This is a genomic window from Halomonas sp. IOP_14 (assembly GCF_021021315.1).
Taxonomy (GTDB): Bacteria; Pseudomonadota; Gammaproteobacteria; order Pseudomonadales; family Halomonadaceae; genus Vreelandella; species Vreelandella titanicae.
Genome location: NZ_JAINWD010000066.1, coordinates 1 through 12377, shown reverse-complemented (window position 1 = coordinate 12377; position 12377 = coordinate 1). Strand labels below are relative to the sequence as shown.

8 protein-coding genes and 1 pseudogene are annotated in these 12377 nt (G+C 50.3%); 7 read left to right on the top strand and 2 right to left on the bottom strand.

The genetic code is table 11. The features are described from left to right. Nucleotides 1-137 precede the first annotated feature (137 nt). From K7H09_RS23650 to K7H09_RS23630, 5 genes are all read left to right on the top strand, one after another. Nucleotides 138-437, top strand: coding sequence for a hypothetical protein (locus K7H09_RS23650; RefSeq protein ID WP_230806269.1), 300 nt, complete (start codon nucleotides 138-140; stop codon nucleotides 435-437). 477 nt (nucleotides 438-914) lie between these two features. Then, the gene (locus K7H09_RS23645) at nucleotides 915-1937 is read left to right on the top strand and encodes a zinc-dependent alcohol dehydrogenase family protein (RefSeq protein WP_041158417.1); all 1023 of its coding nucleotides are present in this window, start codon (nucleotides 915-917) and stop codon (nucleotides 1935-1937) included. Further along, nucleotides 1924-4590, top strand: coding sequence for a bifunctional acetate--CoA ligase family protein/GNAT family N-acetyltransferase (locus K7H09_RS23640; protein ID WP_027959250.1), 2667 nt, complete (start codon nucleotides 1924-1926; stop codon nucleotides 4588-4590). Before K7H09_RS23645 ends, K7H09_RS23640 begins: the two co-directional genes overlap by 14 nt. 45 nt (nucleotides 4591-4635) lie before the next feature. Beyond that, the gene (locus K7H09_RS23635; protein ID WP_039858322.1) at nucleotides 4636-7374 is read left to right on the top strand and encodes a cation-transporting P-type ATPase; all 2739 of its coding nucleotides are present in this window, start codon (nucleotides 4636-4638) and stop codon (nucleotides 7372-7374) included. 16 nt (nucleotides 7375-7390) lie between these two features. Continuing rightward, nucleotides 7391-8041: a DUF2238 domain-containing protein gene (locus tag K7H09_RS23630; RefSeq protein ID WP_009286541.1), complete on the top strand. Its 651-nt coding sequence runs from the start codon at nucleotides 7391-7393 to the stop codon at nucleotides 8039-8041. Between the two features lie 409 nt (nucleotides 8042-8450). On the opposite strand, the gene K7H09_RS23625 is transcribed toward K7H09_RS23630, so the two are convergent. Next, on the bottom strand, nucleotides 8451-10178 hold the full coding sequence (locus tag K7H09_RS23625; RefSeq protein ID WP_230806267.1) for a PHA/PHB synthase family protein: 1728 nt from the start codon (nucleotides 10176-10178) through the stop codon (nucleotides 8451-8453). A 451-nt stretch (nucleotides 10179-10629) separates the two neighbouring features. Between K7H09_RS23625 and K7H09_RS23620 the strand changes: the two genes are divergently transcribed. Continuing rightward, nucleotides 10630-11133: an Hsp20/alpha crystallin family protein gene (locus K7H09_RS23620; protein ID WP_009286542.1), complete on the top strand. Its 504-nt coding sequence runs from the start codon at nucleotides 10630-10632 to the stop codon at nucleotides 11131-11133. A 58-nt stretch (nucleotides 11134-11191) separates the two neighbouring features. Next, nucleotides 11192-11842 carry a BON domain-containing protein gene (locus K7H09_RS23615; RefSeq protein WP_027959254.1) on the top strand — a complete coding sequence of 217 codons (651 nt, stop codon included), beginning with the start codon at nucleotides 11192-11194 and terminating at the stop codon, nucleotides 11840-11842. Nucleotides 11843-12088: 246 nt separating this feature from the next. Here the strand turns inward: K7H09_RS23615 and K7H09_RS23610 are convergent. Then, nucleotides 12089-12339: pseudogene (locus K7H09_RS23610) on the bottom strand (transposase); the annotation flags it as partial. Nucleotides 12340-12377: the final 38 nt, after the last annotated feature.

Sequence of the window (12377 nt, the reverse complement as noted above, 5' to 3'; positions counted from 1 at the left end):
GCGGGTGCTGCGCTTAATGTTTGAATTCAGGGGCATTGAGTTTTCTACCCTTTGATCCACCCATTAGTCGTTTGATGGATGCGATTGGTATGGAGTGTGTGCACAGACTTTGTAGTTTGCAGGAAGTGGCTAGCCAAATGGATCTTGGTGCTTGCGTGAGTGCTAATCAGCAAAAGGAACCTCCATTTTTCAATAAAGTTAGTAAGCACTTCTTCGTTGTGGATGAAAATATGGGGCATCACCTGCTAGTGAATGCCGAAAAAGCCGCTGAAGCGACGAGTGCTTTCTTTGGTTGGATGCTGGAAACGAATGCTACATCTGAATTGCACCAGCCTTTATTCGACTTTGTGACACAGAAAACGAAAGAGTGTTTTGTGCTTCGGGAGTGCCAAGAACAGTGGAGAGTAGGCTCTTCTGAGCTAAATCTTGCGATGTGATTAAAGCGCCGCTTTCACGCATGGTATATTCATGCATTAGAGCATATGTGGCCACGTAAAAGCGGCATACCTCCCAAAACAGCTCGTTTGTTAAGACGCTATGAAAGATGTCTCACTATCGGCTGGTATTTTTGATTCAGGAGCGTTTTAAAATCTGCGCCTTTAATATCAAGGCTGTATTTAATAGGTATTTTTATTTGAGCGATAAGGTGTTGTTTTAATTCCTTATGTTGAGTGGACTGCTATGAAAAAGCGGGCGCTGTCGAGGCAGTTTGATTGCGCTAGATCAATATTATTATGAATAAGTGATTTTATTTGCTTGATGAGCTTTTCTTCACGGGACTTTACGCTATAACTATCCATAGATTTCTAGTAGTGACTGTGAGCAAAGGAGTGGTTTGTACACAAAAGCAGCATACAAAACCAGCTAAGAAAAAGGTAACGAAAATTGGTGTTTACGGTGCTTAGGGACGTCGCATGAAGGTCATGGTGCTTGAGCAACAGGGTGGATCGTTGCAATGTCAGGAAAGGCCCATTCCTACGCCGGGAAAGGGGCAGGTACTGCTGAAAGTTGAAGCGTGCGCCGTGTGTCGCACTGACCTGCATCTGCTTGACGGAGAGCTGCCGGACATCCGTTATCCGATTGTTCCTGGGCACGAAATTATTGGTCGTGTTGTTAAGTGCGGCCCTGGTGTAGTGCTAGAGAAGGGAGTACGCCTGGGCGTTCCTTGGCTAGGGTATAGCTGCGGTAAATGCCGCTACTGTTTGCACGGGAAGGAGAACCTTTGTGATCAGGCGCGTTTTACCGGGTACCAGATAGATGGTGGCTTTGCTGAATATACCTTAGCGGATCATCGCTTCTGCTTTTCTATCAGTTCCCACTATAGCGCTGCTGAAGCAGCCCCACTGATGTGTGCTGGCCTGATTGGCTATCGTTCTCTGGTTATGTGTGGCAATGACCTGCAGCGTCTCGGTATTTATGGCTTTGGCGCGGCGGCACATATTGTGGCCCAGGTCGCAAAATGGCAGGGCATGGAAGTGCACGCCTTTACTCGCCCAGGGGATGAAGCGTCTCAACGATTTGCGCAGTACCTGGGGGCGACATGGGCAGGTAGCTCTGAACAGTTGCCGGAAGCGCCACTGGATGCCGCTATCATTTTCGCACCTGTGGGAGAGCTGATACCCCTTGCACTTCGTGCCGTGCGCAAAGGGGGAGTCGTTGTCTGTGGCGGTATACATATGAGTGACATTCCCTCTTTTCCGTATGCGCTGCTTTGGGGAGAGCGGCAGTTGCGCTCGGTAGCCAATCTGACTCGCCAGGACGGTAGGGCGTTTTTATCACTGGCCTCTGAGGCGATGATCCAGACCAGGACAGTTTGCTACCCGCTCCACGCCGCTAATGACGCACTGAAGGATCTCAGGGAAGGCAAGCTGACCGGAGCTGCCGTGTTGGTGATGGGGCCATCCCTGGCATCGGAGATGTTAGATGTCGATTCGTAATTTGGATGCCCTGTTTTCACCTAGTACGATCGCTTTGATTGGCGCCAGTAACCGCCCCGGTTCTGTGGGGGCGGTACTGGCACGCAATCTTTTTGATGCTGGTTTTGCCGGGCCTGTCCTAACGGTCAATCTACGGGAGAGAGCGATCCGCTCGACCCTCAACTACCACACCGTGAGTGAGCTGCCGCTGGTTCCCGACTTGGCCATTATTGCAACGCCGCCAGATACGGTTCCTGGTCTTATACGCGAACTCGGCGAACGTGGATGTCGGGCTGTCGTGGTCATTACAGCTGGCTTCGGCGAAGGCGATTATGCCGATGGAAAAGTACTCAAACAGACGATGCTTGACGCGGCCAAGCCTTACTTGATGCGCATTGTTGGCCCTAACTGTCTGGGCATTTTAGCCCCCCATCGGGGGATCAACGCCAGCTTTGCGCATATCATGCCCCAAAAAGGCGATGTGGCCTTTGTGACGCAGTCTGGCGCGGTGGCGACCTCTATCCTCGATTGGGCGGCAGCACGGGGAATCGGCTTTTCGCATGTAGTGTCTCTGGGTTCGATGAGCGATGTCGATTTCGGCGATATGCTCGACTACTTAGCCCTTGACCCTAAGACGCATTCCATCCTGCTGTATGTCGAAGCCATTACTGAGGCACGCAAATTTCTCTCGGCGGCCCGAATGGCTTCTCGTACCAAGCCTGTAGTGGTGGTTAAGGCAGGGCGTAGCGATGCGGGGGCCAAGGCTGCATTGTCGCATACCGGAGCGCTGGCAGGTGCTGATGCCGTTTACGATGCAGCGTTTCGGCGTGCTGGGATGCTGCGCGTCAAAACACTCGATGAACTATTTCAAGCGGCAGGTACGTTGGCCACAGGGGCTCGCGTGAAAGGCGACCGGCTAGCCATTCTCACCAACGGTGGCGGCGTTGGTGTGCTTGCAGTCGATGAGTTGGCTGACATGCATGGCCGTCTTGCCGAGCTTTCCGAAGACGCGTTAGCGCGTCTGAATCATCTTCTGCCACCTGCATGGTCCCATGCCAATCCGGTCGATATTCTCGGTGATGCGCCAGGGGCACTTTACGCCGGCGCACTCGAAACTTTGATGAATGAGAAGGAAGCGGATGCGATTCTGGTCATGAATTGCCCGACAGCGGTCGCCGATAGCTTGGACGCTGCCCAGGCAGTGGTGGATACTCTGGGCTCACAGCGGACAGCCGTCCTCACTTGTTGGCTGGGTGAAGGTGCACCGGCTAAAGCTCGCCATTTGTTTGCGGCACACAACATTCCGAGTTACGAAACACCCGAGCAGGCCATTCGGGCCTTCGGACATCTGTTTAGTTACTGGCGAAACCAGCAAACATTAAGGGAAACGCCGCCGCCTCTTTTTAACAACAGTACTATCGATAAGAGTAGTGCGGATGCTGTGATTGACCGCGTACTGGAAGATGGGCGGAGTGTTCTAACGGAGCCAGAGGCGGTGGCCGTGCTATCAGCTTATGGCATTCCAACCGTCTCTGCTATCACGGTGCATACCCCGGAAGAGGCGAGTGAGGCAGCAAAACGGATTGGCTTTCCGGTGGTATTGAAAATCCTGTCGCGAGACATTTCGCATAAGTCGGATAGTGGCGGCGTGCAATTGAATCTTGCCTCGCCTGGTGCGGTGAAGCAGGCTGCTGAAGACATGCTTGTGTCTATTCGCCAAGTAATGTCTGAGGCGCGATTAGATGGATTTAGTGTACAGCCGATGATTCGTCGTCCTGGCGCACATGAGCTGATCTTAGGTATCGCTGAAGATAGCATTTTTGGTCCAATCATACTGTTTGGCCAGGGAGGAACGGCCGTTGAACTGATAGGTGATCGTGTGATTGGCCTCCCGCCTCTCAACCCGCTGTTAGCGCAGGAAATGATCCAGGCGACACGTATCTCAAAGTTGCTACGTGGCTATCGTGATCGGCCTGCGGCTGATCTTGAGGCGGTTACGCTCACTCTTATCAAATTGTCACAGTTGGTCATTGATTTGGAGCGCGTGGTCGAACTGGATATTAACCCGTTGCTGGCCGATACCTCTGGGGTGCTTGCCCTAGATGCACGTATTGTGGTCAGGGCCGAGCGTGATCAGCGGCGCCCGCTGGCTATTCGTCCCTACCCACAGCAGCTTGAGCAAACGATAGAAACACGCAGTGGTCAGCGCTACAGCCTGCGACCTATTCGCCCCGAAGATGAGAGTGCATTGGTCGATATGCTGCGTCACTCTTCCCCTGATGATGTGAGGCTGCGCTTCTTTGCTGCCATTCGAGGGTTTGATCACGCCTTTGCTGCTCGCCTGACTCAAATCGATTATGACCGGGAAATGGCCTTTATAGCGATGCCATTTGGCAAGCAGGATATCGCGGGAGTGGTTCGTTTATCTTCGGATCCCGACAATGAAAAAGCGGAGTTTGCGATCATGGTGCGTAGTGATATGAAGGGGATCGGGCTTGGCTATCGGCTTATGCAGCAGATGATTGATTATGCTCGTGCTGCCGGCATTCAGCAGGTGTTTGCCGATGTCCTGAGAGAGAACCATGCCATGCGGGACATGGCCAAAGAATTTGGTTTTATAGTTCAGCCCGGCCGCGATGAAGTCGATACCGTGACGGTGGCGCTCAAGCTGTAACGGTGATTGCTTATTCCTTTTGAGTACGTCTGCCAGGGAGACAGGATGGAGACGCCGACTGTTAAACGAGATACTGTTTCTCCATTGGTTTCACCGCCCAGCGATGCCCATACCAAGCGAAGCGAGGATGTTCTTGCGGCGCTAGGAACCTCAACCGCCGGGCTTGCAGTGGGTGACGCGAAGCAGCGCCTCGTTATTTTTGGAAGTAATCGGTTGCCAAAGGTGGCCGGTCGACATCCATTGTTTCGTCTTCTTGCCCAGTTTCATAACGCATTGATCTATTTTCTGTTGGCGGCAGCGCTTGCCGCTTCGCTGCTAGGGCATTTCGTTGACTCTGCGGTTATTGCTGCGGTGGTTTTGGTCAATGCCCTGGTTGGATTTATTCAGGAAGGTAAGGCCGAAAAGGCGCTGAGCGCGATCCACAATCTTATCGCTCCCCACGCCTATCTGGTAAGAGAGGGAAGGCGAGTCAAGGTACCCGTGGAAGAGATTGTACTTGGAGATATCGTGTCACTTGAGCCAGGGGATCGGGTACCTGCTGATCTGCGGCTTATTCGTACGAGTGCTTTGCGTATCGAAGAGGCCATTCTGACGGGCGAGTCGGTGGCGGCAGAAAAGCGGGAAACACCAGCGCCCAAGGACGCTGCATTAGGTGACCGGCACTCAATGGCCTATTCCGGGACGCTGGTGGCTACAGGGCAGGCGATGGGTGTCGTTGTGGCAACGGGCGGCGCTACGGAAATCGGGCGCATCAGTGCTTTGCTGCGTGAAGTACAACCATTGACCACACCGCTGCTGCGCCAGATTAACCATTTTGGGGTGTGGTTTACCTGGATCACACTGGCGGTGGCGGTCTTACTATTTGCCTTTGCGGTATTGGTACGTGGCTATGCTTGGCCGGACGCGCTGATAGCTGTCGTTGCCCTGGCAGTGGGGGCTATTCCTGAAGGCTTGCCAGCGGTCATCACCATTACATTGGCTATCGGCGTACAGCGCATGGCGCGTCGTCATGCAGCGATCCGGCAGCTACCGGCGGTGGAAACACTAGGCGCTACTTCGGTCATCTGTTCAGACAAGACCGGCACCCTGACGCGTAACGAGATGACGGTGCGACGGCTGGAAGTCCCTCATGGTCGGTACACGGTGACAGGCTCGGGTTATGTGCCGGAAGGGCGGCTGGAAGCTGCTTCTACAGATGACGCTGCTGCGGATAAACAGCGGCTAGAGAGTGGTTGTTTAGTGCTATCGGGAGTGCTGTGCAACGATGCCCAGTTGAACCAGGAAAATGGTGCCTGGCATGTGATGGGCGATCCGATGGAAGGTGCGCTGGTGGCGTTGGCCATTAAAGCTGGTTTGGAGCCGGAGCTAACCCGCCATGAATGGCCGCGAATTGATGAGATCCCCTTTGATGCTAATCATCGCTTTATGGCCACCCTTCATCGCCATTCATCAGGCGATGGTCGGATTTTTGTCAAGGGCGCCCCCGATGAACTAATGCAGCGATGTGTCGCCCAGATAGATGGTGAAGGGACGGCATCGCTAGATCAAGACGCCTGGGGCGCCAAGGTCGCGAACGCAGCCTCTCAGGGAGAAAGAGTGCTCGGCTTTGCCGTTAAAGCAGTAGCTCCAGGTGCTGATAAGCTAGCTTTTTCCGACCTGGATGGGCTCGTCTTCATTGGCCTGATAGGGTTTATCGACCCTCCGCGCGAGGAGGCGGTGGCCGCCATTAAAGAATGCCATTCCGCGGGTATTGCGGTGAAAATGATTACCGGTGATCACGCTGAGACAGCAGCGGCGATTGCGCGGCAGCTAGGATTTGGAGAAGATCCACACGTCTTGACTGGGCGTGAACTTGATGGCATTTCAGACGCTGACCTTCCTGCTATCGTGAACGAAACCAGTGTTTTTGCTCGCACCAACCCTGAACACAAACTGCGTATCGTTCGTGCCCTGCAGTCGACGGGGGCAATCGTGGCCATGACCGGCGATGGCGTCAATGATGCGCCGTCGTTGAAGCAGGCAAATGTCGGCGTTGGGATGGGGCATAAAGGCACTGATGCGGCGAAAGAGGCCTCTCAAATGGTCTTGCTGGATGATAACTTCGCCTCTATCGTCGCTGCGGTGAACGAAGGTCGAGTTGTCTATGACAATATCCGCAAAGTAACCGCGTGGACACTACCCACTAATGGCGGTGAGGTATTGGCGGTCATTGCCGCTATCCTGTTTAACTTCTCCATGCCGATGTCTGCGGTGCAAATTTTGTGGATTAATCTTGTTACGGCGGGCACCCTTGGCCTAGCTCTAGCGTTCGAACCGGCAGAACCCAATGTCATGCAGCGCCGTCCCAGGCCTGCTAATCAAGGGTTGCTGACACCTTTTCTGATCTGGCGGGTAGCGCTTGTTTCGTTCCTTTTTCTAGCAGCGGTGCTGGGCGTATTTTTTTACTCACTGGGGCGTGGGGATGAGCTGCCGATGGCTCGCACCTTGGTGGTCAATTTGATCGTCGTATTGGAAATTTTCTATCTATTTAATGTGCGCTATCTACACTACACCTCATTTAGTTGGCAGGGGTTACTGGGCACTCCCGCTGTGCTGTCTGCTGTCGCTGTGGTGATAGTTGCTCAGGCGATGTTTACCTACTGGCCTGCTATGCAAGCCCTTTTCGATACTCAGCCGTTAACATTTTTGGATGGCGTATTGGTCATCAGCATCGGCATGGTGATGATGACTATATTGGAACTCGAGAAAATTGTGATGCGCCGAACAGGCTGGCTAAATCAATAAACAGAGGTAGGGGAGTGTGTCTAGGATTAAGCAAGTACGTGCTCGTCTGCTAACGCTTGATCCGTTTCCTGCATGGCTGTTTGTTGGATTTGTGCTGTTCTGGATATGGTTGGCCATAGCGCCTTATTACCGTTCAGATTGGCTACTTGAAAATATTCTGGTGTTTGCCGCGGTGCCCGTATTGGGTTGGTTGTGGTATCAGGGTGGTGTCTCACGTCTGGCATGGTTAAGCATTTTTCTATTTTTGATATTTCATGAAGTTGGTGCTCATTATACCTATTCTGAAGTGCCCTATGACCGTTGGTTGAGAACCCTGCTTGGGTTTTCTCTGGACCAACGGTTTAGCTTTGAGCGTAATCAGTACGACCGCTGGGTACATTTCCTTTATGGACTGCTACTTTTTCCACTGATGGAAGATCTTGTGAAAAGACGCCTACTACCGGTGATGCTGATTTTATCCCATTCGGCGTTTTATGAGATTGCTGAGTGGCTGGCGGTTGTACTCTTCCCAGGGGAATTGGGGGAATCATACCTAGGTGCCCAGGGAGATATTTGGGATGCACAGAAGGACATGGTTTTGGCACTTTTAGGAGCGTCCATAGCAAGCCTACTGAGTGTGACAGCACACTATTTCGTGACACCAATTAACTCAAATTCAAATAAATAAGCAGAGTGGTGAGTATGTGGAATTTTCTTCATAGATATCAATTGCATCATTGAAAGAAGAGGTAATGCGATGCGCGCTCATGTTTTTATTTCAGCAATAGCAGCCAACTTTGTAGGGTTAAGAAGGCGGCAGTACTCATGCCCATGAGCTGATAATATGCCTTGCTGTTGAAAACCGCTGATGAGTCGGCTGAGCGTTTCAATATTGCGAATGTAAGCTATATTAAAATCTTGCAAGCAGTGGTATGTATTTTACAGTGCCTCATTGGGATGTGGCGCAGTAAATATACAGGGATTTATAGGTAGTGAGAGATAGGGCGTGTAACGTTGAATATCGTTTAGCTCTGTGAGGCAGCCAGGATAAAAGAAACAAAGTGACTAGCACCTTAATAGAACTAGCCATACAGGCGTTACGCCTTTCTAACATAGCTACCAGGGGCGTCTTCGAGCGGTGGGTAAGTTTGTGAACCAACATCGGGCGCCTTAATAAGAGAGCCAGACCTGGTTGCCAGCCATGATTGCCATGCAGCCCACCATGAACCTGGCTTAATTGCTGTGCGTTTCAGCCAAGTGTCTGGATCAATATAAGAGTCACCTTCAAAGGCGGTGGCTACCCGATAATGCCGATGCGATTGTTCAGGGGGGCTAATAATACCCGCGTTGTGACCTCCACTAGTGAGTAAAAAAGTAATCTCCGGCGCATCCGCAATTAGATGCAACCTGTAGGTTGATCGCCATGGTGCGACATGATCCCACTCAGTGCCAACACAGAAGATAGGTATCTGAATATCACTAAGTGCTATCGGACGGCCATCTACTCGAAGACGTCCTTCGGCTAAATCATTATTTAAAAACAGGTTACGCAAGTATTCAGAGTGCATGCGGTAAGGCATACGCGTTGCATCCGCGTTCCAGGCGAGAAGATCGTTAATGGGTTGCCTTGTGCCTAGCAAATACTCGTTCACGACCCGAGACCAGATTAAATCGTTGGAGCGCAGTATCTGGAATACCCCTGACATTTGCTTAGTATCGAGAATGCCCTGAGCCCACATTAAATCTTCAAGGAAGGCGAGCTGCTTTTCGTCAATAAATAGCATCAATTCGCCAGCTTCTCGAAAATCTGTTTGCGCGGCAAAGAGTGTCATTGAAGCTAAGCGATTGTCGCTATTTCTCGCCATCGCAGAGGCGGTAATGGCCAACAGTGTTCCTCCAAGGCAGTAGCCTACCGCATGTATCTTCTGGCTAGGAAATAGATGTTCGATAATATCGAGGCTAGCCATAATGCCTTGTTGCCGATAGTCATCCATCCCAATATCGCAATCCTCAGACGTTGGGTTGCGCCATGAGATCATAAAAACGGTGTGGCCATGGTCGACCAGATACCTGACAAGCGAGTTATGCGGTGACAGATCTAGGATGTAATACTTCATGATCCAGGCAGGCACAATGAGCATAGGAGCCGCGTGCACCTCTTCAGTAGTAGGCGTGTACTGGATCAATTCGACTAGATGGTTGCGATAGATAACCTTACCCGGCGTAATTGCTACATTTTTTCCAACGACGTACTTTTCAGCACCCGCTGACCTTTTGCCAAGATAGTGGTTTTGGATATCTTCACAGTAATGCTGCAGGCCTTGGATTAGATTACCTCCGGCGCTTTCAAAGGTCTTTTTGAGCACAGTGGGATTAGTCAGTAAAAAATTGGAGGGCGAGAACACATCAAGCCACTGGCGGGCACCGAATTCTACTGCCTGTTCGTGATGCGGAGATAAATCGCGTGGTCCGGTGGTAGCGTTATGCCACCACTGCTGTTGAAGAAGAAAGCCTTGATAAAGCAGGTTATAGGGAAAATAACGCCAAGCAGGATCACGAAAACGACGATCCTGTGGCAAAGGGGCAATACAAGGCTTGGCATCGGGATCTAGAGCCGAATGGCTGGCCCAAATCAGTAAGCATAGATGTTTCTTCGTTGCTTTTTGTAGTAGATGAGCCTGAGTCCCTGGAGAAAGCTGGAGGCTGGATAGCCAGTCCAAGTAAGTCAGCATCGCCGATGCAGGAGAAATACCGAGCGTTAGCCTGGCCAATGATGCACGTACCAACCTATCGATATTTTGGTGTTGAGCTTCGTCGTAAATCATCAAAATCAATCCTCGTGAGGTAGATAGGCTGCTCAAGAGAGTGAGTACAAGATTTAGTGCTTCACTCTTATCTACCACTTTCTTAGCGTCTTGGCATCGTGTTTGATACTAGCTGTTCTTTTCTAGATTATAAGCTACTTGGGTTTCAATAGGGCTAGTTTAACGCCATATAAAACTCATCATGCTGTCCTGCTAAGTTTTTGATTTTTAATAAGTCTGTTGTACCCCCCTTTTAAGAATAGAATTTTGAATGGCTGGAAAGGAAGATAAATTGCTCTAGATCAATTTTTAATCATTTTAATACCTTTTTGTTACGTTGATTAGCTTTTAAAAAATCTTGTTTGCGCTATAAATATTCAAGTAACACCTGATGTTTTTTTGGTGCCTAAGATTAATACGTAATGGGTGAAGGTGCTATCCAAAGCAGATGAAAGCATAGAGGAGAAATATCATGGAGAAGACTGCTACAAAACCTGTTATTGCGGGTCAGGAGTCCAGCGCATTGCCAACCAATCGGTCGCTGAATCCGCTTGAGGAGTTCGACCGCTTAATGGAGGGGTTCTTTGAACGTAGTTGGTTAAAACCTTTCTTTAGAGATGACTTAGTCAAGGAAAGGCTTGGATTTTTTGCTCAAAGCAACCCTAAAGTCGACATTATTGACCGAGAAAAGGAACTCGTCGTTCGTGCTGAGATGCCAGGTGTTGATCGCAAGGAGATAGATATCGAGATCACCGACCATGCTGTGATGTTAAAAGGTCGGCGCTCTGGTGAAACCGAGGAAAAGAAAGATGAATATTACCATTCAGAAATATGGCAAGGCACTTTTTCTCGTACGATTGCATTGCCTGTAGATGTAGAAACACAGCATGCGGAGGCCAAATTTAAGGATGGTATCTTGACAATCACCATGCCCAAATCCAAGCAGGCATTACGGCGAAAGCTTGAGGTTAAGTAAGTCAAAAATAGTCTGGTTGACGGAAAGTTATAACTGCATAACACAAGGAGTATTCATAATGTCGAAATCAGATAGTCAACTTCAGCAAGATGTACTTGCGGAACTTGGTGATGAACCCTCTGTCCGAGCGTCGGATATTGGTGTAGAGGTAAAAGATGGCATTGTAACATTAGCCGGTCATGTGGATAGTTATGGTGAAAAATGGCATGCGGAAAAGGCAGCTCAGCGGGTGGCTGGGGTAAAGGGCGTCGCTGTGGAAATTGACGTACAACTGCCAGGGGAAAATCAGCGCACTGATGCCGATATAGCGCGTGCGGTAAAAAATACGCTTGAGTGGAATGTTTTTATTCCAAATGACCCATTAAAGGTAATGGTTGAGGATGGATGGGTCACCTTGTCAGGGGAAGTGCCCTGGGAATATCAGCGCCTCCTAGCTGCTAGCTCAATTCGATATTTAGCAGGTGTGACTGGTGTTAGTAACCAGATCGTTCTTAAACCTAAGCCAACGACTACGGCGGTTAAGGCTAATATTGAGAACGCACTTAAGCGAAGGGCGCTTCAGGATGCGAATGCCATAAAAGTAGAAGTTCATAATCATGAAGTAACGCTTAGTGGAAAGGTACATAACCTTGCGGAAAAAGACTTAATTCACCATGCTGTATGGAATTCACCAGGCGTCTGGAAAGTAACGGATCATATAAGAACTTAAGCATTAAATGTTATAGAGTTTTCAGGGTTGTCTAATCGCAGGCAGGGGTTCGATGACCCTTTGTTTTTTGGTTTTTTGGCTTGTTGGATCCTGTAACCAAAGGGAATCCTGCTATGTACCTAGTCCGCCCGTCCTGAGGTGCTACCAATGGGAGGCCGCCGAACATCTTTACGATGCATCTAATTTGTGGGCGATGCAAAACTATATTGATGGCCGCCGAGCCTGTGATCCATAGTGATGTCTCCTTACGGCTTTCTGCGACATCTCACGGCGACGAGACGGCTTCACCACTTTTTATGATGGCTTTCCTTGAAGATGTCCGCTTTCAATCGTTCCTTGGAGTACATCTTCTTGAGCCGCTGGCTTTCATCCTCTAGCACCTTCAGCCGTGCCACCATGGATGCACCCATACCACCGAATTTAGCTATCTACTTGTAGAAGGTCGCACTGCTCATGCCGAGCTCACGGCATAGTTTCGGAACCGGGGCACCGCCTTCCTTTTACTTAAGGAAGCTCTGAAAAAGTCACTGCCATC

What these genes read in the sequence shown, in the direction of transcription:
- K7H09_RS23650 (WP_230806269.1), top strand. Translation starts at nt 138, where the DNA reads ATGGATCTTGGTGCTTGCGTGAGTGCTAATCAGCAAAAGGAACCTCCA.
- K7H09_RS23645 (WP_041158417.1), top strand. Translation starts at nt 915, where the DNA reads ATGAAGGTCATGGTGCTTGAGCAACAGGGTGGATCGTTGCAATGTCAG.
- K7H09_RS23640 (WP_027959250.1), top strand. Translation starts at nt 1,924, where the DNA reads ATGTCGATTCGTAATTTGGATGCCCTGTTTTCACCTAGTACGATCGCT.
- K7H09_RS23635 (WP_039858322.1), top strand. Translation starts at nt 4,636, where the DNA reads ATGGAGACGCCGACTGTTAAACGAGATACTGTTTCTCCATTGGTTTCA.
- K7H09_RS23625 (WP_230806267.1), bottom strand. Translation starts at nt 10,178, where the DNA reads ATGATTTACGACGAAGCTCAACACCAAAATATCGATAGGTTGGTACGT.
- K7H09_RS23620 (WP_009286542.1), top strand. Translation starts at nt 10,630, where the DNA reads ATGGAGAAGACTGCTACAAAACCTGTTATTGCGGGTCAGGAGTCCAGC.
- K7H09_RS23615 (WP_027959254.1), top strand. Translation starts at nt 11,192, where the DNA reads ATGTCGAAATCAGATAGTCAACTTCAGCAAGATGTACTTGCGGAACTT.